Origin of the sequence: Serratia sp. PGPR-27, from assembly GCF_022678525.1 — a bacterium.
Taxonomy (GTDB): Bacteria; Pseudomonadota; Gammaproteobacteria; order Enterobacterales; family Enterobacteriaceae; genus Serratia; species Serratia nematodiphila.
Window position 1 is genome coordinate 41625 of sequence record NZ_JALBYS010000023.1, and the last position, 23433, is coordinate 65057.

At 61.5% G+C, this 23433-nt stretch carries 24 protein-coding genes; 19 read left to right on the forward strand and 5 right to left on the reverse strand.

Annotated elements, in window-relative coordinates:
• Window positions 1–74: 74 nt before the first annotated feature.
• From ubiI to MMS95_RS14210, 5 genes are all read left to right on the forward strand, one after another.
• Window positions 75–1277, forward strand: a complete 1203-nt coding sequence (gene ubiI, locus MMS95_RS14190; protein WP_004931629.1) for an FAD-dependent 2-octaprenylphenol hydroxylase — start codon at window positions 75–77, stop codon at window positions 1275–1277.
• A gap of 506 nt (window positions 1278–1783) precedes the next feature.
• Window positions 1784–2881: a glycine cleavage system aminomethyltransferase GcvT gene (gcvT, locus tag MMS95_RS14195; protein ID WP_004931631.1), complete on the forward strand. Its 1098-nt coding sequence runs from the start codon at window positions 1784–1786 to the stop codon at window positions 2879–2881.
• 46 nt (window positions 2882–2927) lie between these two features.
• Window positions 2928–3314, forward strand: coding sequence for a glycine cleavage system protein GcvH (gene gcvH / locus MMS95_RS14200; protein ID WP_004931633.1), 387 nt, complete (start codon window positions 2928–2930; stop codon window positions 3312–3314).
• Window positions 3315–3406: 92 nt separating this feature from the next.
• Entirely contained in the window at window positions 3407–6286 is a 2880-nt protein-coding gene (gcvP, locus tag MMS95_RS14205) for an aminomethyl-transferring glycine dehydrogenase (RefSeq protein WP_082997438.1), read from the forward strand.
• 108 nt (window positions 6287–6394) lie between these two features.
• On the forward strand, window positions 6395–7360 hold the full coding sequence (locus MMS95_RS14210) for a zinc-binding alcohol dehydrogenase family protein (protein ID WP_048324709.1): 966 nt from the start codon (window positions 6395–6397) through the stop codon (window positions 7358–7360).
• A gap of 10 nt (window positions 7361–7370) precedes the next feature.
• Here the strand turns inward: MMS95_RS14210 and MMS95_RS14215 are convergent, their stop codons facing one another.
• The 3 genes from MMS95_RS14215 to MMS95_RS14225 are packed head-to-tail and all read right to left on the reverse strand — an operon-like array spanning window position 7371 to window position 9980.
• Window positions 7371–7898, reverse strand: a complete 528-nt coding sequence (locus MMS95_RS14215; RefSeq protein ID WP_242141823.1) for a GNAT family N-acetyltransferase — start codon at window positions 7896–7898, stop codon at window positions 7371–7373.
• Window positions 7899–7909: 11 nt separating this feature from the next.
• On the reverse strand, window positions 7910–9316 hold the full coding sequence (locus tag MMS95_RS14220) for an ATP-binding protein (protein ID WP_118891730.1): 1407 nt from the start codon (window positions 9314–9316) through the stop codon (window positions 7910–7912).
• Window positions 9317–9320: 4 nt separating this feature from the next.
• Window positions 9321–9980 (reverse strand): response regulator, encoded by a 660-nt coding sequence (locus MMS95_RS14225; protein WP_004931642.1) that lies wholly within the window; start codon window positions 9978–9980, stop codon window positions 9321–9323.
• A gap of 189 nt (window positions 9981–10169) precedes the next feature.
• Between MMS95_RS14225 and MMS95_RS14230 the strand changes: the two genes are divergently transcribed.
• The 12 genes from MMS95_RS14230 (at window position 10170) to rbsK (ending at window position 20247) form a co-directional block, all read left to right on the forward strand.
• Window positions 10170–10403 (forward strand): hypothetical protein, encoded by a 234-nt coding sequence (locus tag MMS95_RS14230; RefSeq protein ID WP_242141795.1) that lies wholly within the window; start codon window positions 10170–10172, stop codon window positions 10401–10403.
• A gap of 96 nt (window positions 10404–10499) precedes the next feature.
• Window positions 10500–11246 (forward strand): SDR family oxidoreductase, encoded by a 747-nt coding sequence (locus tag MMS95_RS14235; RefSeq protein ID WP_242141796.1) that lies wholly within the window; start codon window positions 10500–10502, stop codon window positions 11244–11246.
• Window positions 11247–11323: 77 nt separating this feature from the next.
• Complete coding sequence (locus MMS95_RS14240; RefSeq protein WP_015378978.1) at window positions 11324–11647, forward strand: BrnT family toxin; 324 nt, start codon at window positions 11324–11326, stop codon at window positions 11645–11647.
• Complete coding sequence (locus MMS95_RS14245; RefSeq protein WP_004931651.1) at window positions 11610–11927, forward strand: BrnA antitoxin family protein; 318 nt, start codon at window positions 11610–11612, stop codon at window positions 11925–11927. The genes MMS95_RS14240 and MMS95_RS14245 overlap by 38 nt, the downstream gene beginning before the upstream one ends.
• Window positions 11928–12308: 381 nt before the next feature.
• Complete coding sequence (locus tag MMS95_RS14250) at window positions 12309–13127, forward strand: DeoR/GlpR family DNA-binding transcription regulator (protein WP_004931653.1); 819 nt, start codon at window positions 12309–12311, stop codon at window positions 13125–13127.
• 47 nt (window positions 13128–13174) lie between these two features.
• A complete protein-coding gene (locus tag MMS95_RS14255) occupies window positions 13175–14158 on the forward strand; it encodes a substrate-binding domain-containing protein (protein ID WP_025304134.1) in 984 nt (327 codons plus the stop codon).
• A 2-nt stretch (window positions 14159–14160) separates the two neighbouring features.
• Complete coding sequence (locus MMS95_RS14260) at window positions 14161–15678, forward strand: sugar ABC transporter ATP-binding protein (RefSeq protein WP_082997434.1); 1518 nt, start codon at window positions 14161–14163, stop codon at window positions 15676–15678.
• Entirely contained in the window at window positions 15671–16657 is a 987-nt protein-coding gene (locus MMS95_RS14265) for an ABC transporter permease (RefSeq protein ID WP_015378975.1), read from the forward strand. Before MMS95_RS14260 ends, MMS95_RS14265 begins: the two co-directional genes overlap by 8 nt.
• A 10-nt stretch (window positions 16658–16667) precedes the next feature.
• Window positions 16668–17702 (forward strand): ABC transporter permease, encoded by a 1035-nt coding sequence (locus MMS95_RS14270; RefSeq protein WP_004931662.1) that lies wholly within the window; start codon window positions 16668–16670, stop codon window positions 17700–17702.
• Between the two features lie 31 nt (window positions 17703–17733).
• A complete protein-coding gene (gene alsE, locus MMS95_RS14275) occupies window positions 17734–18405 on the forward strand; it encodes a D-allulose 6-phosphate 3-epimerase (protein ID WP_242141797.1) in 672 nt (223 codons plus the stop codon).
• Window positions 18406–18415: 10 nt separating this feature from the next.
• On the forward strand, window positions 18416–19324 hold the full coding sequence (gene alsK / locus MMS95_RS14280; RefSeq protein ID WP_242141813.1) for an allose kinase: 909 nt from the start codon (window positions 18416–18418) through the stop codon (window positions 19322–19324).
• Entirely contained in the window at window positions 19321–20247 is a 927-nt protein-coding gene (gene rbsK / locus MMS95_RS14285) for a ribokinase (protein ID WP_021505706.1), read from the forward strand. Before alsK ends, rbsK begins: the two co-directional genes overlap by 4 nt.
• Before the next feature lie 40 nt (window positions 20248–20287).
• On the opposite strand, the gene MMS95_RS14290 is transcribed toward rbsK, so the two are convergent.
• On the reverse strand, window positions 20288–20896 hold the full coding sequence (locus tag MMS95_RS14290) for an HD domain-containing protein (protein ID WP_033632167.1): 609 nt from the start codon (window positions 20894–20896) through the stop codon (window positions 20288–20290).
• 183 nt (window positions 20897–21079) lie between these two features.
• Here MMS95_RS14290 and MMS95_RS14295 point away from each other — a divergent pair, with 183 nt between their 5' ends.
• Both MMS95_RS14295 and MMS95_RS14300 read left to right on the forward strand, forming a co-directional pair.
• Window positions 21080–21754, forward strand: a complete 675-nt coding sequence (locus MMS95_RS14295) for a hemolysin III family protein (protein WP_021505704.1) — start codon at window positions 21080–21082, stop codon at window positions 21752–21754.
• Between the two features lie 150 nt (window positions 21755–21904).
• Entirely contained in the window at window positions 21905–22402 is a 498-nt protein-coding gene (locus MMS95_RS14300) for a DUF2165 domain-containing protein (protein WP_242141815.1), read from the forward strand.
• A gap of 38 nt (window positions 22403–22440) precedes the next feature.
• Here MMS95_RS14300 and ygfZ read toward each other — a convergent pair whose 3' ends face one another.
• Window positions 22441–23433 (reverse strand): tRNA-modifying protein YgfZ, encoded by a 993-nt coding sequence (gene ygfZ / locus MMS95_RS14305; protein ID WP_015378968.1) that lies wholly within the window; start codon window positions 23431–23433, stop codon window positions 22441–22443.

Sequence of the window (23433 nt, forward strand, 5' to 3'; positions counted from 1 at the left end):
ATCGGGCGCCCTGTGGCGCGCCCAAAAACGCGGCGTGGCAAGGCGTCGCGCGTTATTTAAGGAAATCGAGCAGCATGCAATCATTTGACGTGATTATCGCCGGTGGCGGTATGGTGGGGCTGGCGTTGGCCTGCGGCCTGCAGGGCAGCGGGCTGCGCGTGGCGGTGCTGGAGCAGCGCCAGCCGGATATGGCGCCGCCGTCGGAGCAGCCTGCGCTGCGCGTTTCCGCCATCAATGCCGCCAGCGAGCGTTTGCTGCAGCATATCGGCGTGTGGGACGACATCCTCCAGCAGCGCGCCAGCGCCTACAACGCGATGGAAGTGTGGGATCGCGACAGCTTCGGCAAAATCGCCTTCCGCGGCGACGAGTGCGGTTTCAGCCATCTCGGCCACATCATCGAAAATTCGGTGATCCAGCAGGCGCTGTGGAAGCGCGCCGAAAGCCTGTCGGACATCACGCTGATTACCCCGGCCGCGCTCAAGCAGGTGGCGTGGGGCGAGAATGACGCCTTCATCACGCTGGAGGACGGCCGTATGCTGACCGCCCGGTTGGTGATTGGCGCCGACGGCGCCCAGTCGTGGCTGCGCCAGCATGCCGATATCCCGCTGACCTTCTGGGACTATCGCCACCACGCGTTGGTGGCCACCATCCGCACCGAAGAGCCGCATCAGGCTACGGCGCGGCAAATTTTCCACGGCGACGGCATTCTGGCGTTCCTGCCGTTCAGCGATCCGCATTTGAGCTCCATCGTCTGGTCGGTCGCGCCGGAAGACGCTGAGCGTCTCAAGCAGCTGGAGCCGGAACAATTCAACCGCGAACTGGCGATGGCCTTCGATATGCGTCTGGGCGCCTGCAGCCTGGAAAGTGAACGGCTGGCGTTCCCGCTGACCGGCCGCTATGCGCGCAGCTTCGCGGCGCACCGCCTGGCGCTGGTGGGCGATGCGGCGCATACCGTGCATCCGCTGGCCGGACAGGGCGTGAATCTGGGCTTTATGGACGCCGCCGAGCTGATTTCCGAACTGCGCCGCCTGCAGCGGCAGGGCAAGGATATTGGCCAGCACCTCTATCTGCGCCGCTATGAGCGCCGCCGCAAACACGGCGCGGCGGTGATGTTGGCCAGCATGCAGGGTTTCCGCGAACTGTTCGACGGCAACCACCCGGCCAAAAAGCTGCTGCGCGACGTGGGGCTGCGGCTGGCGGACAGCCTGCCTGGCGTCAAGCCTAAGCTGGTGCGTCAGGCGATGGGCCTGAACGATCTGCCCGAGTGGCTTGCCTGACACCTGCCTTCTGCGAGCCCGCAGCGGGCTCGCGCTTCTCGCTTTATGCCATCGCGTTTCCTTATATAACCCTTCATTTGAAATAATCTAATTTCAGCCGCTTTTTATCATTACTTTTTCTAATTCCATGTTCGGTTATCAAAAGTCCGGATCCCATGTGCGGCCATAGGTTTGTTATATAAGTTCGGCATTTTGCCGCTTTAATTGTTAATTTTGTGCCTTAAGGCGCATTTTTCCAGTGAAAAACTCTGCACACTAGCCCGGCATTTTACCGCCCCGGAACGGCGATGAGCCTATTTTAACTTATGGTTAATGTGGTCGTTCGGTGATAAGTTCGGGGGAAAGGTATCGTTTGCGTCACGGCGGTTGCACGCAGTTTTCGCCCGTCCCGGCGCAGCATTTGTGTTGAGCAGTCAGTGCGCCATGGCGATCGGGCCGCGAGCCAGGCTCCGCCGCATTGCGTGGCAGCACCCTAACTTCTAGCGACGAGTGGAAAGAGGGAAAAGATGGCAAAGCAAACCCCACTGTACGACCAGCACGTGGCGTGCGGTGCGCGCATGGTAGACTTTCACGGCTGGATGATGCCGCTGCACTACGGCTCGCAGCTCGATGAGCACCACGCGGTACGTCAGGATGCCGGCATGTTCGACGTGTCTCACATGACCATCGTGGATCTGCACGGCGCTCGCACCCGCGAGTTCCTGCGCTACCTGCTGGCGAACGACGTCGCCAAACTGACCCAACCCGGTAAAGCGCTGTACACCGGCATGCTGAATGCCTCCGGCGGCGTGATCGACGACCTGATCGTTTATTTCCTCACTGAAGACTATTTCCGCCTGGTGGTGAACTCCGCCACCCGCGACAAAGACCTGGCCTGGATCGAAGAGCACGCCGCGCCGTATGGCGTCGCGCTGACGGTGCGAGACGATCTGGCGCTGATCGCGGTGCAGGGCCCGCAGGCCAAAGAGCGCGCCGGCACCCTGTTCACCCCGGAACAAAAAAGCGCGGTCGAAGGCATGAAGCCATTCTTCGGCGTGCAGGCCGGCGAGCTGTTCATCGCCACCACCGGTTACACCGGCGAGGCCGGCTATGAGATCGCGCTGCCGAAAGAGCAGGCGGCGGATTTCTGGCAAAAATTGCTGGCCGCGGGCGTCAAGCCGGCCGGTCTGGGCGCGCGCGACACCCTGCGCCTGGAAGCGGGCATGAACCTCTACGGGCAAGAGATGGATGAAGGCGTTTCGCCGCTGGCCGCCAATATGGGCTGGACCATCGCCTGGCAGCCGGAAGATCGCCGTTTCATCGGCCGCGAAGCGCTGGAACAACAGCGCGAGCAGGGCACCGAGCAACTGGTCGGCTTGATCATGACGGAAAAAGGCGTATTACGTAATGAGCTGCCGGTGCGTTTCACCGACGCGGCGGGGCAAACCCACGAAGGCGTGATCACCAGCGGTTCGTTCTCCCCGACGCTGGGCTTCAGCATCGCGCTGGCGCGCGTGCCGGCGGGCATCGGCGAGCAGGCCATCGTGCAGATCCGCAACCGCGAGATGCCGGTCAAAGTGACCAAGCCCGGTTTCGTTCGCGCCGGCAAGCCGCTGACAAATTGATTTTTTATTGATTGATTCTTTTATTTCTTCGAAGGAGTAACCGGCGATGAGCAATGTGCCAACAGAATTGAAATACGCATCCTCTCACGAGTGGGTTCGCGCAGAAGGTAACGGCGTTTACACCGTAGGCATCACCGAACACGCGCAGGAACTGCTGGGCGATATGGTGTTTGTCGATCTGCCGGAAGTGGGCCGCACAGTCGCCGCCGGTGAAGACTGCGCCGTGGCGGAATCCGTCAAGGCGGCGTCGGACATCTACGCGCCAATCAGCGGTGAAATCGTGGCGGTGAACGCCGAGCTGGAAAGCTCCCCGGAGCTGGTGAACAGCGAACCTTACGGTGACGGCTTCCTGTTCCAGATTAAAGCCTCCGACGAAGGCGAGCTGGCGAACCTGCTGGACGCCGCGGCTTATCAGGCCTCGATCGACGAGTAATCGTGCCCACGCCCCAGGCCTTTCGGCCGGGGTGTTTTAGTTACCGTTCAAGCTATATCCCGTATCACGCAAGCATTCAGGAATTTGTAGCAATGACTCAGACACTCAGCCAACTCGAACACAGCGAAGCGTTCATCGAACGCCACATCGGCTCTTCTGCGGAACAACGCCAGGAGTTGCTGGCAGCGGTGGGCGCTCGCTCGCTCAGCGCGCTGATCCAACAGATCGTGCCGGCGGACATTCAGCTGCCGGGGCCGCCGCCGGTTGGCGACGCGGCGACCGAACACCAGGCGCTGGCTGAGCTGAAGGCGATCGCCTCGCAGAATCAGCGCTACAAATCCTATATCGGCATGGGCTACAGCGCCGTGCTGACGCCGCCGGTGATCCTGCGCAATATGCTGGAAAACCCGGGCTGGTACACAGCCTACACCCCTTATCAGCCGGAAGTGTCGCAGGGCCGTCTGGAAGCGCTGCTGAACTTCCAGACCGTGACCCTCGATCTGACCGGCCTGGATCTGGCCTCCGCATCGCTGCTGGATGAAGCCACCGCCGCCGCCGAGGCGATGGCGTTGGCCAAACGCGCCAGCAAGCTGAAAGACGCCAACCGCTTCTTCGTGGCTGACGACGTGCATCCGCAGACGCTGGACGTGGTGCGCACCCGCGCCGAAACCTTCGGCTTCGACGTCATCGTCGATAAAGCGGAAAAAGTGCTGGAGCTGGACGGCGTGTTCGGCGTGCTGCTGCAACAGGTGGGCTCCACCGGTGAACTGCACGACTACAGCGCGCTGCTGGCTGAACTGAAATCGCGCAAAATCATCACCAGCGTGGCCGCCGACATCATGGCCCTGGTGCTGCTGACCGCGCCGGGCAAGCAGGGCGCCGACGTGGTGTTCGGCTCCGCGCAGCGCTTCGGCGTGCCGATGGGCTACGGCGGCCCGCACGCCGCCTTCTTCGCCTGCCGCGACGAGTTCAAGCGCTCGATGCCGGGCCGCATCATCGGCGTTTCCCGCGATGCCGCCGGCAACACCGCGCTGCGCATGGCGATGCAGACCCGCGAGCAGCATATCCGCCGCGAGAAAGCCAACTCGAATATCTGTACTTCGCAGGTGCTGCTGGCCAACATCGCCAGTCTGTATGCGGTGTATCACGGCCCGCAAGGGCTGCAGCGCATCGCCGGGCGCATCCACCGCCTGACCGACATCCTGGCCGCCGGGCTGCAGAAGGCCGGCCTGACGCTGCGCCACAACACCTGGTTCGACACCCTGACCGTTGAAGTGAAAGACAAGGCCGCCGTGCTGGAACGTGCGCTGAGCTTCGGCATCAACTTGCGTACCGACATCCACGGCGCCGTGGGCATCACGCTGGATGAAGCCACCTCGCGTGAAGACGTGCAAACGCTGTTCGCACTGCTGGCCGGCGACAATCACGGTCTGGACATCGACGCGCTGGACGCGGCGGTGAGCAAAAACAGTCAATCGATCCCGGCCGCCATGCTGCGCCAGGATCCGATCCTGACCCACCCGGTATTCAACCGCTATCACAGCGAAACCGAGATGATGCGTTACATGCATCGCTTGGAGCGTAAGGATCTGGCGCTGAACCAGGCGATGATCCCGCTGGGTTCCTGCACCATGAAATTGAACGCCGCGGCGGAAATGATCCCGATCACCTGGCCTGAATTCTCCGAACTGCACCCGTTCTGCCCGCCGGAGCAGGCGGCCGGTTACCAGCAGATGATCGGCCAACTGTCTCAGTGGCTGGTGCAGCTGACCGGCTATGACGCGGTGTGCATGCAGCCGAACTCCGGCGCGCAGGGCGAATACGCCGGCCTGCTGGCGATCCGCCGCTACCACGAAAGCCGTAATGAAGCGGGCCGTCATGTCTGCCTGATCCCAAGCTCGGCGCACGGCACCAACCCGGCCTCCGCCCAGATGGCGGGCATGAGCGTGGTGGTGGTCGCCTGCGACAAGAACGGCAACATCGATCTGCACGATCTGCGCGTCAAGGCGGAGCAGGCAGGCGAAGAACTCTCTTGCATCATGGTGACCTACCCGTCGACCCACGGCGTGTATGAAGAAACCATCCGTGAAGTATGCCAGATCGTGCATCAGTTCGGCGGTCAGGTGTATCTCGACGGTGCCAACATGAACGCCCAGGTGGGCATCACCACGCCTGGCTACATCGGCGCAGACGTTTCGCACCTCAACCTGCATAAAACCTTCTGCATTCCGCACGGCGGCGGCGGCCCGGGCATGGGCCCTATCGGCGTGAAAGCGCACCTGGCGCCGTTCGTGCCGGGCCACAGCGTGGTGCAGATCGACGGCGTGACCACCCAGCAGGGCGCGGTCTCCGCGGCGCCGTTCGGCAGCGCCTCCATCCTGCCTATCAGTTGGATGTACATCCGCATGATGGGCGCGGAGGGCCTGAAGCAGGCCAGTCAGATGGCGATCCTGAACGCCAACTACATCGCTACCCGTCTGAAAGACGCGTACCCGATTCTGTATACCGGCCGCGATCACCGTGTGGCGCACGAATGCATCCTCGATATTCGTCCGCTGAAGGAAGAGACCGGCATCAGCGAAATGGACATCGCCAAGCGCCTGATCGACTTCGGTTTCCACGCGCCGACCATGTCGTTCCCGGTGGCGGGCACGCTGATGGTCGAGCCGACCGAGTCGGAAAGCAAGGTGGAGCTGGATCGCTTTATCGATGCGATGCTGGCGATCCGCAGCGAAATCGACCGCGTCGCCAAAGGCGAATGGCCGCTGGAAGACAACCCGCTGGTGAATGCGCCGCACGTGCAGGCGGAGCTGGTCAACGACTGGCAGCACCCGTACAGCCGCGAGCTGGCGGTGTTCCCGGTGGCCGGCGTACGCGAGAACAAGTACTGGCCGAGCGTTAAGCGTCTGGACGACGTGTACGGCGACCGTAACCTGTTCTGCTCTTGCGTGCCGATGAGCGATTACGAATAACACGTTCGGCAAAGTTTGTGTTTGGGGGACACCGCATGATGCGGTGTCCCTTTTTATTTTATCGCGGCCTATTCTTTCCGGTACGTTCCCACGATTTGAGGAGTCATCATGCAAGCGGCAATCGTAACAGCGCTGGGGCAAGCCCCGGTTTTCGGCACCTTTGAGGAGCCTCAGGCGCAGGCGAATGAAGTGCCGATCGACGTTCTGGCGGCCGGCATCAAGCAGCTGGATCGCGCCACCGTCGCCGGCACTCATTATTCCAGCCCGAAGCAATTGCCGATCGTGCCCGGCACCGACGGCGTGGGCCGCACGGCGGACGGGCAACGGGTGTACTTCGCCTCTTTCCGTCGCCCTTACGGCGCGATGGCAGAGCGCAGCGTCGCGTCATGGACGGTGCCGGTGCCGGAGGCGGTGGACGACGCCACGGCGGCGGCGCTGATCAATCCGGCCTTCGCCGCCTGGCTGCCGCTGCGTTGGCGAGCGGATCTGCAGCCTGGTGAAACGGTGCTGATCATCGGCGCTACCGGCACCTCGGGCAAACTGGCGGTTGCAGCGGCGCGTCAGGCGGGAGCCGGGCGCATCGTTGCCGCCGGTCGGCGCCTGAGCGTGCTGGAGGCGTTGGGTGTGGACGCCACGGTGGATCTGAGCCTGCAGGGCGAGGCGCTGGCGCAGGCCTTCGCGGCGGCGGCGGGGCCGGGTGGTTATCAGGTGATTGTCGATTACATCTGGGGCCCGGCGACCGAAGCGCTGCTGGCGACGCTCAATAATCACGATCTCTCGTCTTACGCCGGGGGGCGCGGCATTCGCTTGGTCAACGTCGGCTCGATGGCCGCGCCGGACATCCGGCTGCCGGCGGCGGTGCTGCGCAGCAATCAGCTGCAGATCCTCGGCAGCGGCACCGGCAACTTCCCGCCGATCCCGGAGATGCAGCGCTACGCGACCGAGATTTTGGCGCTGGCGGCGACCGGAGCGCTCACTATCGAGACGCAGGAGCACGCGTTGGCGGATATCAACGAGGTGTGGGATCTGAACAAGAAAAGCGACGTGCGTTCGGTGATACGCATCGCCCGTTAATCCCCGGCCGCTAGCGGCAGAGGCAGACCAGGTGAATGTCCTCCGGCTCACGGGCGAACAATTCGGTATCCGGCTGTTCGATGAGCCGGCAGCCCTGCGCCAGATAGAAGTCTACGGTACTTTTGTTGGGAATGGAGGAGACGTACAGCCCGGCGGCGCCTTCTTGCGCCGCCTGCCGCAGGCAGAGCTGGAACAGCTGCTTGCCTAACCCCTGGCCGCGTTGGTGCGCGCTGACGTAAAAGAACAGCAATTGGCGCAGATCTTGCCGCGGGCCGCGTGGTTCGGTGTCCAGCGCCGCCGCTGCCACGATATCCTCGCCTTCGAACAGCGCGAAGAACGCGCCGCCGCGATCGAAGCACGCTTCGTGGATCGGCGTATAGGTTTCCCGATCGTGCGGATCCCAGCCGCGCACATCGTAGTAGTCCGGGTAGGGGTGCAGCTTGCCGTCCTGCAGGCGATACAGGGTGTCGATAATTTCGCTGCGGTCGATATCCCACAGCCGGTCGAGTTGCTGCCGTTGCAGCAGTACAGGGGCGATCATGCTCGTGGTTAACTCTCAATCTGTGGCCGGTAACTTTCCGGCAAATCGATGATAAAGCCGATGCCGCGATCGTCGAGGCCTTCGGTGACGCGCAGCTGCGCGCCGATTTTGTCGGCCAGGTTGCGGGCGATGGCCAATCCCAGCCCGCTGCCGGTCTGTTGCGTGCCGGGCACGCGGTAAAAGCGCTCAAACAGGCGCGGAAGGTGCTCTTCGCTCACCCCGGGGCCGTTGTCGCGCAACGTAATATAGCAGCCGAGCGGCGCCAGCGAGCGGATATTGGCTTCGATGCGGCTGCCGGGCGGCGCGTATTTGAGCGCATTGTCCAGCAGATTGGTGAAGATGGCGATCAGCGCATGGCGGTCGGTACTCACCACCACCTCCTCGCTGCCGTCGAGCGACAGTTCGACATCCTTTTCCAATGCATAGGGAACGTGCTGCGCGATGCATTTGCCGATCTCCGCATAGATATCCACCGCCTCAATCTTCAGCGGAAAATCTTCCGCCTCCAGTTTGGCCAGGTTGATCAGCTGGCGCGACAGCGACGCCGCCCGATCCAGCCCTTGTTGCATGTCGCCGATGATTTCCCGGCGCTCCTGCTGCTCGCTGACCTGGGTCAGCAAATGCAGCTGCGCCAGCACGGCGGCGATCGGCGTGCGCAGCTCATGCGCGGCGTCGGCCATAAATCGTTTCTCGCGCTGATTGGCGGCGTCGATGCGCGCCATCAGTTTGTTGACCTCCATCACCACCGGCCGGATTTCCTGATACTGTTCGCTGACGTTGATCGGCGACAGATTGCCGGGCTGACGATCGGAAATGGTGCGGGCGATCTGGCGCAGCGGCCGCAGGCTGAAATAGGCGGTAAACAGCAAGGTGATGATGATGGCCGCCAGAATGCCCAGCAGCGGTACGGCGGTGCTCTCCGCCGGGTTGCCGAACAGCGTGGTGCGATCGTTGAACGATTCGCCGACGATCACCCGGTACTGGCGATTCTCGCTCCAGCTGCCGGCGAGATGCCAGTTGGCGCCGGCGTAATTGACCGAGCCGGACAGCACCGAAGGCGGCAGGCGCAGCGGCTCTCCCTGCGTTTGCGAACTGTAAAGCACCCGGTTGTCTCGATCGTAAACCACAAACAGCGGGTGATAGTCGATTTCGTCCTGCATGCCGTTATTGATGGAATCAATGTACATGCCTTCAATGGTCTTGATGATGCCGCGGTAATCGATATGGTCAGTGCCGGTTTCGTCGAGAATATTGGCGATGCCTGCAGCGACGATGCGTTGCTGATTATCGAAATATTTCTCCATGTCGGGGTAATACCAATATTTCACCCAGGCGACGAGGAGCCCCCACAATAATAAAATGGCCAGCACCTGGAAAATAATGGTGCGCATAAAGAAGGATTTGAAACCGATCATTCCGCTACTCTTTCTTCAGCAAATAACCAATGCCGCGTACGGTAATAATTCTTTCTTTACCGATCTTGCGCCGTAAATTATGCATGTGCACTTCCAGCGAGTTGCTTTCCACGCTGTCGCCGTGGCCGAACAGCCGCTGTTCCAACACCGCTTTGCGCACCACGGTGCCGGCGCAACGCATCAGTTCGTGCAGCAGGTGATACTCTTTTTTCGACAGCATCAGCAGTTCGTTATCCAGCATGACCTGATGGTTGACCGGATCGAGATACAGCGCGCCGAGGCTCCAGGTTTGTGACGCGAAGCCCGCCATGCGCCGGTTGACCGCCTTGACGCGCGAGATGAGTTCGGGCAGCGCAAAGGGTTTGGCCAGAAAGTCGTCCGCGCCGGAATCCAGGCTGTTCACCAGGCTTTCAATGCGGTCGCGGGCGGTCAGGATGATGATCGGGATATTTTGCCCAGCGGCGCGCCAGGCGATCAGCCTCTGCAAACCGTCACCGTCCGGCAGCGTGAGATCCAGCAGCATCAAATCGAACCCGCCGGATGAAAGTTTATTTTCCGCGTCGACGAGCAGGCGCACCCAGCACAAATTAAAGCCGGCCAGCTCCAATGCTCGGCACAGCGCCTTGCCTAATTGCAGGTCGTCTTCCACCAACAGTATGTTCACGTTATTTCCGCTGAGAGCCTTGAGTCGCGCTTATCTAACTATAACGCTGACGGGAAGACAACGGGGAAACCTGCGCTGCCTGCACGTTCTTAAGCAAACCTTAATCTGGCTTTAATCTCGCGTTAAGGGAACGAGGGGGGATTTCAGTTATTTTGCTGCCATTCGAAATCATGGCTGAGGGAGCGAAACATGCAGACTGACGGTTCCCCGCTCGCGAGCGCCTCGCGGCGGCTGATGTATTCAGGCGTGGCGATGCTGCTCGTGCTGTTGATGCTGTCGTTTCGCGGCGATGTGCACAGCCCTGCTCACAAAGGCCTGCATGCTTCCGGTTTGCAGCGGGGCCATCAGGTGGCGGTAACGGACGCCTCCGGCTGCGCGAAATATCGGATTAAAAAGCTGCTGCGTCGCCTGGCTCAGCTCTGAAGCGTTTTCTAGAGCGCCGCTCTATACTCTGACTGGCAAACGGGGAGCCTGTGCGCAGGCCGTTATTTTTATATCGCCAACCAGAGAAAAAATACGATGACGAAAGTGGCATTGGTAACCGGCGCAAGCCGGGGAATTGGCCGCGCGACCGCTTTGCTGCTGGCCCGGCAGGGCTATGCGGTGGGCGTGAATTACCTGCGTGACGAAAGTGCGGCGCGCCAGGTGGTGGCGGAGATTGAGACGCAGGGCGGTAAGGCGCTGGCATTGCAGGCTGACGTGGCCGACGAAGCGCAGGTGATGGCAATGTTCGGCGCACTGGATGCCGGGCTGGGCACGCTCAGCGCGCTGGTCAACAACGCCGGCATTCTGTTCCAGCAGGCGAACATTGAACAGTTGACCGCCGAGCGCATCAATCAGGTGCTCAGCACCAACGTTACCGGTTACTTCCTGTGTTGCCGCGAGGAGGTGAAGCGCATGGCGCAGCGTCATGGCGGGCAGGGCGGCGCTATCGTCAATGTGTCTTCCGCCGCTTCTCGTTTAGGCGCGCCGGGAGAGTACGTCGACTATGCCGCCTCGAAAGGCGCCGTCGATACGCTGACCATCGGGTTATCGCGGGAAGTGGCGGCGCAGGGCATTCGCGTCAACGGCGTGCGGCCCGGATTCATCTATACCGAGATGCACGCCAGCGGCGGCGAGCCTGGCCGGGTGGATCGCGTGAAGGACAGTTTGCCGATGCAGCGCGGCGGCCAGCCGCAGGAAGTGGCGGAGGCGATCGCCTGGTTGCTGTCTGACGCCGCATCTTACGTGACCGGCACCTTTATCGAGGCCGCAGGCGGGCGTTGAACGCATCCGTAGGGTTTTGACATCCCTCTGGATGCGAGGTGTTTTGATTAAATAACAATCAAAATGTAGTTACAAAAATGTATGTTTATTTTGAATGGAATCAGGATAAAAATCACAGTAACCAGCGCAAACACCGTGTCAGTTTTGAGATTGCGCAACGGGTTTTTCTGGATCCCAACCATTTGGCTGTGTTGGAAAGGATCGAGGGTGGAGAAGAACGTTGGCAAACGATCGGCATGGTCGGATCCTGCTTGCTGTTGCTGGTGGCACATACGACGATCGAAACGGATGTCGAAGGCGATACAGTAGAGATCGTGCGTATCATTTCAGCACGCAAGGCCGATGCCAAAGAGAGGGGAAGAGATGAAGCGCAAAAATTCCGCCAAAAATCTGGCCCATAGCGTACTCCCGCCGTTGACGGAGGAGCAGAAAGCGCAAATTGCTTCACTGAGTGCGTTGCCGGACGAGGACATCGATTATGCCGATGCGCCGGCACTGGATGAGGAAAAGTGGCAGGCTGCGGTTCAGGGGCGTTTTTATAAACCGATGAAAGTATCGAAAACCATCCGCATCGATGCGGATGTGTTGGCCTGGCTTCAGCGGCCAGGCAAAGGCTATCAGAAACGCCTGAACGCCGTGTTGCGTGAGGCGATGTTGAAAGAGCATGAACACGGGGAATAATGTGTGCCAGGCGGCTAACGATCCGGTGAGGTTCTCACCGGATTTTTTTTGCCGTTTTTTCAGGTAATGCGTTATCAACGCCGGCGGTCTAATTGTGACGCTCGGTCAAAACCACACAAACGGTCATTAACGGTCATACTGCGGAGCGTGGAATTGTGACCGTTTACCGTTTCTCTCCTGTTTACCTCAGGCGTACGCGCATCATAACTGCCTGTTACTCCACACTTTCGTAATTATTCATTTCATTTCCTTCCCGATTTTTTTGACAACTATCACATCGCGATCGTTGACCGATCGCAGGGCGATGCGCTTTGCGTCCGCGCGCAAAACGCGGCGCGGCAAATCGATATCGTAATCAACGTTGTGGAGGAGAAAATAAACATGCTGCCTGTAGAACGTCATCGCTTTATCACCGAAGTCTTGAGCCAGCGCGGCCGCGTGATGGTGCAGGAGGTGGCGCAGCTGTGCCACATCTCTATCGAGACGGCGCGGCGTGATCTGGCCTTGCTTGAACGGCGCGGCCTGCTGCTGCGCAGCCACGGTGGCGCGGTGTTCGTCGAGCCGCCGGCGGTGGAGAAAACCTATGTGCCCGCCGAGATAGACCAGGGGGAATCTTTCCGCCAGCGCAGCAACGAGGCGCCGGAACAGAAGACGCGCATTGCCAAACGCGCGCTGGAATTTATCGCGCCGGGGGACTGCCTGCTGCTGGACAGCAGTTCCACCAGTTGGTTTTTGGCGCGCCAACTGCCGGATATCTCGCTGGTGGTGCTGACCAACTCGCTGCACATCATCCAGACGCTGGCCTGCAAGGCCAACGTGCGCACCATCGGCCTGGGGGGCGAGTATTCCGCCAAGTACGAGGATTTTATCGGCGTGCTGGCGGAGCAGATGCTGAAGGAGTTCGTGATCAACAAGCTGTTTTTCTCCTGCCACGGCATCTGCCAGGACGGCGGCATCCGCGAAAGCAATGAGCACCATGCGCGGCTGAAGCAGCAGATGCTGCTGGCGTCGGAACGCAAGTTCCTGCTGGTGGACAGCAACAAGTTCGGCCGCCGCTCGTTCGCCCGCATTTGCCATTACCGGGAAATAGACACGCTGATCACCGACAGGCTCAGCGACGACGAATTTCGTCAGGAACTGGCCTGGAACAACGTCGACGTGATTGAAGTTTCACCCGCCGCGAAAAGGGCGGCGCGATAACAACAATGAAAACCCTTATTACAGCCAACACTTGTGGAGAGAGAACAATGAAAAAATCCGTACTGGTCGGTCTGTTTGCCTCGCTGCTGCTGTCGGTCTCCGCGCAGGCGGCGGACAAGCTGAAAATGGGCGTGGTGGTGAAGATCGGCGGCATTCCCTGGTTCAACGCCATGGAGGCCGGCATCAAAAGTGAGAGCGCCAAACGCGGCATCGACGCCTGGATGGTCGGGCCGACGGCGGCGGATCCGGCGCTGCAGGTGCGCGCCATCGAGGATCTGATCGCGCAGAAGGTGGACATCATCGGCGTGGTGCCGAACGACGCCCGGGTGCTGGAGCCGGTGCTCAAGCGCGCGCAGGAGGCGGGCATCAAGGTGATCGTGCACGAATCCCCCGGCCAGAAGTACGCCGACTGGGATTTTGAGCTGGTGGACGCCTCGCAGCACGGGGTCAACCACATGAAAGCACTGGCCGCCTGCATGAAAGAGCAGGGCAAGTACGCGGTATACGTCGGCAGCCTGACGGTGCCGCTGCACATCACCTGGTCGGACTCGGCCATCAACTACCAGAAGCAGCACTACCCGAACATGCAACTGGTGGGCGACAAGTTCGGCGTGGGGGAATCGCTGGATGACAGCGTGCGCACCACCAACGATCTGATGGCCAAGTATCCCGATCTGAAAGGCGTGCTGGCGTTCGGCTCGCAGGGGCCGATCGGCGCCGGGCGCGCGGTGCTCAACCGCGGCAAAAGCAACGATATCTGCGTCATCGGGCCGTTCAGCCCGGGCCAGGGCGCTTCGCTGGTCAATCGCGGCGCCATCAAGGGCGGTTATATCTGGAATCCGATGGTGGCCGGCGAAGTGTTCGTGCGCATCGCCGACATGATGCACAAGGGGGAGAAAATCACCGACGGCATGACCATCGAAGGCATGGGCAAGGTGCAGGTGGATGCGCAGCAGCACACCATTCTCGGCAACGCCACCGAAAGCCTGGATAAGCAAAACCTGCCGAAGCTGGTGAAGATGGGGCTGTAATTATGGCGATTTCCGGCAATACGGCAACGCAGGGCGCGCCGCTTATCGAACTGCAACAGCTGTCGATGACCTTTGGCGGGCAGCGTGCGCTGAACGATATTTCATTGGCGCTGATGCCGGGGGAGGTGCACTGTCTGGCCGGCACCAACGGCTGCGGCAAGAGCACGCTGATCAAGGCGATCGCCGGCGTCTATCAACCGGACGACGGCAGCCGCATTACCCTCGATGGGCAAACCTTCGGCCGGCTGTCGCCGGATCAGGCGCGCGCCTTCGGCATTCAGGTGATCTATCAGGATCTGTCGCTGTTTCCCAACCTGACGGTGGCGGAAAACATCGCCTTCGAACACAACCTGCGCGGGTTGCTGGGTTGGCACCGCCCGGCGCGGCTGCGGCGCGCCGCCGAACGCCAGCTGCAATCGCTGAGTTTCAATCTGGATCTCGACAAACGGGTGGCGGAGCTGCCGATCGCGCAGCGCCAACAGGTGGCGATCTGCCGCGCGCTGGTGGCGCAGGCGCGGCTGGTGATCATGGACGAACCGACCGCTTCGCTGACCCGCACCGAGGTCAACCAACTGCTGCGCACGGTGGACTATCTGAAAGCGCAGGGCATCTGCGTGGTGTTCGTCAGCCACCGGCTGGACGAGGTGCTGGAGATCTCGGATCGCGTCACGGTGATCCGCGACGGCAACAAAGTCGGCACCTGGCCGGCGGCGGAGATCACCGGCGATCGTCTGACCGAGCTGATGACCGGTCTGAAGCTGGACTATCACCTGAAAGCGCCCAGCCTGAATAAGGATCGGGTGATGCTGGAGGCGGATCGCCTGAGCCGCGCTGGGCAGTATCAGGATGTGAGTTTCCGTCTGCATCAGGGGGAGGTGCTCGGTCTGTGCGGGCTGCTCGGCTCCGGGCGTACCGAGCTGGCGCTGAGCCTGTTCGGCATGACCCGGCCGGACAGCGGCAAACTCTACCTCGACAGCAAACCGGTGCGCTTTCGCGGCCATGAGGACGCGATCAAGGCCGGCATCGGCTACGTCTCGGAGGATCGCCTGACGCTGGGTCTGGTGCAGCAACAGTCGGTGGCGGATAACGCGGTGCTGACCATTCTCGATAAGCTGCGCGGGCGTTTTCGCCTGATCGACGACTACCGCAAGAATCGCATCGTCGCGGAGTGGATCGCCAAGCTCGGCGTGCGGGTGGCGGATCCGGATCAGGCGGTTTCGACGCTGTCCGGCGGCAATCAGCAAAAGATCGTGCTGGCCAAGTGGGTGCTGACCCAGCCGCGGATCTTGATCCTCGACTCGCCGACCGTCGGCGTCGACGTCGGTGCCAAGGCCAGCATCTACCAACTGATCCATCTGCTGGCGCAGGAGGGGATCGCCATTTTGCTGATCTCCGACGAGGTGCCGGAGGTGTATTACAACTGCGATCGGGTGCTGCACTTCAGCGGCGGCAGCGTGATCGGCGAATACCTGCCGGGGCAGGTGAGCCAGCAACAGCTCGCGGAGGCGGTCAATGCGTAGATTCAGTCTGAAACCGCGCGGCAACGAAGGCTATCTGGCCTGGGTGCTGCTGCTGACGGTCATGGTCTTTTCACTGCTCAGCGATCGGTTTTTAACGGTGCAAAACCTGCTCGATCTCAGCGAAAGCTATGCGGTGAGCGGTATTTTCGCCCTCGGCCTGTTTGTAGTGCTGGTGACCGGCGGCATCGATATCTCCTTCGCCGCAGTCGCCTCGGTGGTGCAGTACCTGATCGCCACGCTGGCGACCCACTACGGCCTGGCCAGCCCGGCGGGCAGCATTCTGCTGGCGTTGGCGATCGGCGCCGCGCTGGGCATGGTCAACGCGCTGCTGATCTACTGCCTGCGCATCGTCTCGATCATCGTCACCATCAGCATGCAGGCGTTGTTGTTCGGCATGCTGATGTGGCTGACCAACGGCCGCAGCCTGTACGCATTGCCGGACTGGTGGACGCTGCCGCGCAGCGTGCTGCCGTTCCAGCTGGATGAGCAGAGCTATCAGCTCGGTTTGCCGACGCTGGTGATGCTGGCGGTGGCGCTGCTGACCTGGCTGCTGCTGAACAAAACGCACCTCGGGCGCCAGCTGTTTGCCGTGGGCGGTGATGCGGAATCGGCGCGGCGCATCGGCATCCGCGTTGGCCTGCTGCATTTGTTCGCCTATGGCTATCTGGGCGCGATGGCGGCGATCGGCGGCCTGGTGCAGGTGTACCGCATGGGGGAAGTGGTGCCCAACGCGCTGGTGGGCGGGGAGCTCGACGTGCTGGCGGCGGCGGTGCTGGGCGGCGCCAGCCTGAACGGCGGCAAGGGCAGCGTGGTCGGCACGCTGATGGGCGTCTTCCTGATCGGCGTGCTGAAAAACGGCCTCAACCTGATCGGCGTGTCCAGCTACTTCATGAACGTGGTGATCGGTCTGGTGATCGTCGCGGCGATCACCGTCACTCACTACAAGAAACGCAAAGAAACCGACGTCGGTTTCGCCTGAGGAGCGCCTGATGGGCAACAACCTGAAATTTCGTCCGGACGGGGTCGCCGTCGGTCTGCTGGCATTGCTGCTGGCGGTGGTGCTGGCCTTTAGCCTGCTGATGCCGGGGCGCTTCTTCAGCGGCGCCACCTTCACCAGCGTGGCCTTCCAGCTGCCGGAGCTGGGCCTGCTGACGCTGGCGATGTTCATCCCAATCCTCAGCGGTGGCCTGAACCTGTGCATTATCGCCAGCGCCAACCTGACCAGCCTGCTGATGGCCTGGCTGTTCATCAGCTACCTGCCGGCGGATGCCGGGCTGGGCTTGCAGGCGCTGTGGCTGGCGTTGGCGCTGGCGGCGGCGATGCTGTTGGCCGGGCTTATCGGCGCGGCGACCGGCGCGTTGGTGGCCTACGTCGGCGCGCATCCGATTCTGGTGACGCTGGCCACCATGACGACGGTCAACGGCATCGGCATTTACCTGACGCGCGGCGCGGCCCTGAGCGGCATGCCGGAGATCGTGCGGTTTATCGGCGCCGAGCGCGTGCTGGGCGTGCCGGTACCGCTGTGGATCTTCCTGGTGGTCGCCGCCTTGCTGGCGCTGTTCTTGCAGAAAACCCGGCTCGGCAAATGCATCTACATGAGCGGCAGCAACATCAACGCCACCCACTTCAGCGGCGTGAATACCCATCGGGTGTTGATCGCCATTTACACCCTCTCCAGCCTGCTGTGCGTCATTGCCGGGCTGGTGATGATGGCGCGCTTCAACTCGGCGCGCATGGGTTACGGCGACTCCTACCTGTTGCTCACGGTGCTGGCGATCATACTGGGCGGCACCGATCCGTTCGGCGGTTTTGGCCGGGTCAGCGGCGTGGTGCTGGCGCTGATCGTGCTGCAGGTGATCGCGACCGGTTTGAACCTGATGAACGTCAGCCCGCATTTCAGTCTGGCGATGTGGGGCGCGGTGCTGATCGCGGTGCTGGCGCTGAAGTTTTTCCGCCATCGCTATCGGCAGCGGCGGGCGATGCGCCGCAGCGCGGCCCAGGCGAGAATCGCGGCGGGCCACTGATCCCTTTTCCCTTTTGCGCAGGATAACGCTAATGAAATACCAGATTTCACCTTCACTGATGTGCATGAACCTGATGGATATCCGGCAGCAATTGGCGGTGCTGAATCGCCGCGCCGATATGCTGCATATCGACATCATGGACGGGCACTACGTTAAAAACATCACGCTATCGCCGTTCTTTATCGAACAGATCCGGCCGCACACCTCGTTGCTGCTGGACGTGCATTTGATGGTGGAGAACCCAACCGATTTTATCGACCCTATCGCCCGCGCCGGGGCGGACTTTATCTGCCCGCACGCCGAAACCATCAACCGTGACGCGTTCCGGGTAATCAATCAAATTCGCGCGCTGGGCAAAAAAGTGGGGGTGGTGCTGAACCCCGCCACGCCGGTGGAGTTTATCCGCCACTACCTTCACCTGCTGGATAAAGTCACCGTGATGACCGTCGATCCGGGCTATGCCGGGCAGCCGTTCATTCCCGAAATGCTGGACAAGATCCGCCAGTTGCGCGATCTGAAAAACCAACAAAATCTGCGCTATCTGATCGAGATCGACGGATCCTGCAACCAGCGCACCTACCGCGATCTGATGGGCGCCGGCGCGGAAGTGTTGATCGTCGGCAGCTCCGGGTTGTTCAATCTCGATCCGGATCTGGAGGCGGCATGGGAAAAAATGCTGGATCAGATGCGGCAGGCGGCCTGAGGCGGGGGACATGATGCAGCATTTTCTTGGCGTTGACGTTGGCGGCACCAATACCCGCCTGCTGTTGATGGATGATGACGGCGAGTTTAGCGCTTACCGCAAGATAGCGACCGCCGACTGGGCACAGCAGGCCGATCCGCTGGCGACGTTGGGCGATCTTATCGCCCGGCATTGTGAGGATCGTCAGGTGGCGCAGGTGATGCTGGGGCTGCCGGGGATCCTCAGCCGCGATCGCTCGCGGGTGCTGTCGCTGCCGTTTATCCCGGCGCTGGATGCCCAGCCGGTGGCGGCGCTGTTGGCCGATTTGCTGGCGCTGCCGGTGCGAATGGACAAGGACGTCAACCATCTGCTGTGGTGGGATTTGCAGCAGCTGCCGACGCTGCCGCAGGTGGCGGTAGGGCTGTATCTGGGCACCGGCATGGGCAACAGCCTGTGGCTGAACGGCGATTTTTACCACGGGGCGCATGGCGCCGCCGGCGAGCTGGGGCACATTCCCTGGCCGGGCCATCTGGGCGAGTGCCCGTGCGGCAAACGGGGCTGCGTCGAGAGTTTGACCTCCGGCCATTGGCTGACCGGCTGGGCGCGCGCCAACGCGGCGCAAACGCCGTTCGACCGTCTGTTCGAACGCCATGGCGATCATCCTGATTTGCAGCGTTTCGTTGAACGATTGGCGCAGACCATCGCCATCGAAATGAACGTGATCGACCCCCAACGGCTGATCCTGGGTGGCGGCGTGATCGCCATGAGCGGTTTTCCGTTGGCGCGGCTGGAGCAAGAGATCCGCCGTCATCTGCGCGGGCCCCAGCCGGCACAGGGATTGGCGATCTCCATCAGCCGCCTGACCGATGAAACCGGCAGCAAAGGCGCCTGTCTGGCCGCCCGGCGCCACCTCCAATTGAGCAGGGAGTACCAGCAATGAAAGGCAAAGTCTGCGTGTTCGGTTCGTTCAACCTGGATATCGTCGCCGGCATGGCGCGGTTTCCGCAGCCCGGCGAATCGCTGATCGCCCGTAACAGTATGATGGGGGCGGGCGGCAAGGGCGCCAACCAGGCCACCGCCGCGCTGCGCGCCGGGGCGCGGGTGCATTATATCGGCAAGGTGGGGCGCGACGACTTCGGCACCTTCGCCCGGCGTCATCTCGCCGCGGCCGGCTTCGATGCGGTGACGCTGTTCTCGACCGGCGATTGCCCGACCGGCAATGCGCTTATCTACGTTGCCGGCGAGGATGCGGAGAACATGATCGCCGTCGATCCCGGCGCCAACCTGACGGTCAGCGAGGACGAGGTGCGCCAGTGCCGCCCGGCGATCGCCGCGGCGGATATTCTGTTGACCCAGTTGGAGAACAACCTGCCGGCGATCGAACAAGTGATTGCCATCGCCCGCGAGGCGCGGACGTTCATCATTCTCAACCCGGCGCCGTTTCAGCCGGTGCCGGACAGCCTGTTGGCGCAGGTCGATCTGCTGACGCCCAACGCCACCGAATGCACATTGCTGACCGGCGTGCCGGTGCGGGATGTGGCTTCGGCGCGCCAGGCGGCGCAGGTGCTGCACGCCAAGGGCATTCGTTTGCTGATCGTGACCTTGGGCACGCAGGGGGCGTTGTTCTCGGACGGGGAACACAGTGAGCTGATCCCGGCGTTTCCGGCGCAGCCGAAAGACACCACCGGCGCGGGGGATGCGTTTAACGGCGCTCTGGCGGCGCAGCTGGCGAATCAGGTGCCGTTAGCCGATGCGGCGCGCTTCGCCGCCGCCTACGCGGCGGTCTGCGTGGAACGCGCCGGGGCGGCGGGATCGATGCCGAGTTATGAGGAGGCGTTGGAACGCCAGCAGGCGTTCGCTTGACGTTGACGGGCTGCGGCGCAGAGGCGGCAGCCCGGCTCCCTTACTTCAACCAGCCTTTGCGCTGCGCGTCCCGCAGATGTTGCTCCATATGGTGCCACAGCTCGGGGTGTACGTCGGCGATCGACGCATTGCGCGCCAGCACCTGCTCCAGGCTGATGCCGTTTTCTACCCAGCTCTGGCCTTCATTGTGCAGATTCATCAGCATCGGCATGGTGCGATCCAGCAGTAAGGCAAAGCGCGCATCGGCGCTTTCGCCGTCTTCATATTCCTGCCATAAAGCGGTGAAATACTCGCGCTGAGCCTCCGGCAACATGCCGAACAGACGGCGCGCCGCCGCCACTTCCTGATCGTGGATCGCCGCGCGGGCCGCCAGATCGTAGACCAGCACGTCGCCGGCGTCGATTTCCACGATGTCATGCAGCAGCGCCATCTGGATCACGCGCTGAATGTCTACGTCATCACCGGCGTAGGGCGCCAGGCTCATGGCGGCGATGGCGAAATGCCAGCTGTGTTCGGCGGAGTTTTCCTGGCGCTGGGTGCCCAGTACCTTGGTGCGGCGTTGCACGCCTTTCAACTTATCGATTTCCATCAGGAACTGGATGGCCTGGGTCATTGAACCGAAATCTAACGCGGGTACAGCGGATGACATGGTGTAAACCTCAAGGTGGGTGGGTTGAAGCCTGACGATTGTAGACCAGCGGGCGGGGGATTTCGATGGTTACACGCGTTCACATTTTTATTTTAGCGTACACGTGTACACTGGAATTATTCTCAGTTAATCTGCTTTGCGTTAATTTCGCACAAAGCAGGGCATTTTGAGGGGTTGCGCGTTATGGGGAAAACGGACGTAGTGAAAGCCGGGAACAATAAGATTGTCACCGCGGCTTATCCGTGGGCGGAAGAGATCGCCAACAGCATCAGCCACGGCATCGGGCTGGTGTTCGGTATTGTCGGCCTGGTGTTGCTGCTGGTGCAGGCGGTGAATACCGGCGCCGATGCGACGGCCATCACCAGTTACAGCCTGTACGGCGGCAGCATGATCCTGCTGTTTCTCGCTTCTACGCTGTACCATGCGATCCCGCATCAAAAGGCCAAGCATTGGCTGAAAAAATTTGACCACTGCGCCATTTATCTCCTGATTGCCGGCACTTACACCCCGTTCTTGCTGGTAGGGCTGGATTCGCCGCTGGCGAAGGGCCTGATGGCGGTAATCTGGGGGTTGGCGCTGCTCGGCGTGCTGTTCAAACTGGCCTTCGCCCACCGTTTTGAAGCTCTGTCACTGGTGACCTACCTGACGATGGGCTGGCTGTCGCTGATCGTGATTTATCAGCTGGTCACGCGGCTGGAGGCCGGCGGCGTCACGCTGCTGGCGATCGGTGGGGTGGTCTATACCCTGGGCGTGATTTTTTACGCTTCCAAGCGCATTCGCTTTGGCCACGCCATCTGGCACGGCTTCGTGCTCGGCGGCAGCGCCTGCCACTTCATGGCGATCTACCTGTACGTCTAAGCGTTGCCGCTACATCTGAATGCGTATTGAACAAGCGCCTCTTTTGTTTTAAAAAAGAGGCGCTTGCTTCTTTCGGGTATCCAGCAAGCCCTGTCCTTCATTTCTGAGCCCGCATACCGTTTCTCTAACCTCTGTTCAGGACTCATCAAGATGATCGTTCGCTTATCCAAAGCGCTGCTGGTCTGCGCTATCGCCTTGTTCGCTTCGCTGGTGGCCTTCGGTAACCTCACCGACTACGGCTCCAACTTCGCCTTCGTGCGCCACGTCTTTATGATGGACACTATATTCCCCGAGGCCACCATCGGCTACCGCTCGATACAGACGCCGTGGCTGCATCACGTCGGTTATATTTTCATCATTGCGTTGGAGAGTCTGACCGCGCTGCTGTGCTGGATTGGTGGCCTGCGCCTGCTGTGCGGCCTGAAACTGCCCGCCAACGCTTTCAACGGCCGCAAAAAATGGGCGGTAGCGGGGCTGACGCTGGGCTTCCTTACCTGGCAGGTCGGTTTTATGTCGATTGGGGGGGAGTGGTTCGGCATGTGGATGTCGCAGCAATGGAACGGCGTGCCGAGCGCGTTTCGCTTCTTCGTCACCATCATCTTGGTGCTGATCTATCTGGTGCAGCGCGACGGGGAGTTGGACGAGTAACGAAGATGGCCGCAGGCAGGGGGCCTGCGGCCGACGGATTATTTCTCTTCGGCCAGCGAGTAGGGCAACGGTTTGATCGCCAGCTGGCTGGCGGCATCGTCGCGCACCCGCAGCTTGCTGTCGGCATCCAGATCGTTGTTCATCACCACCTGCACCCACAGCGTACCGTCGGCTAACTGGCTCGACGCCAGTACGGTGCCGGTGCGACGCCAGTTTTCCCCCAGCTGCAGCTCCAGATCTTCCGCCGCCTGCGGGGCGCGAGCCGCTTTACCTTCCAGCCAGTAGAGCGCACGTTTGTTGGCGCCGCGGAACTTGGCGCGCGCCACCATCTCCTGACCGGTATAGCAGCCCTTGCTGAAACTGATGCCTTCCAGCGCCTGGAGGTTGGTGGCCTGCGGGATCAGCTGCGCGCTGTTGGCGGCGTCGATAACCGGATAACCGGCTTCGATCTCCAGCGCCAGCCACTGGTTGCTGTCATTCCGTTCCGCCTGGTCATGCAGTTTGCCGATCAGCTGTTCGGCCACGGCGGGGCGGGTCACCAGCAGAAAACGCTCCGCCGGCGCATTGAAGTGCAGAATCGTGGTCTCGCCGTCCTGCACCACCGGGTGCTCAGCGCTTGGCAGCGTGGCGAACAGGCCCGCCAGCGCGGCGCGCGCCTGGAAACCGGCGACACCCAGCAATACCGCGTCATTATCGGCGGCGATGGTGACTTTGGAGAACACCGCGTATTTTTTGATTTCCGCCAGTTGGCTGTCCAGCACGCTGCGGCGCTCCAGATAGGCGAAGCCTTCGCCACGGTGGAACAGACGCAGGTTGCTCCACATTTTGCCCTTGGCGTCGCAGTGGGCGCACAGCACGTGTTGATCGGCCGCCAGCGCGTCGATGTCCGCCGTCACCTGGCCCTGGAGATATTTCACCGTGTCCGGCCCGTTCAGCGTCACCAGCGCCCAATCTTCCAGCGAGATCAGCGTCAGGGGCAGATGGGTGGAAGCGGAGGGCTGACGGGGTGGGAATGGAATGTTATGCGCCAT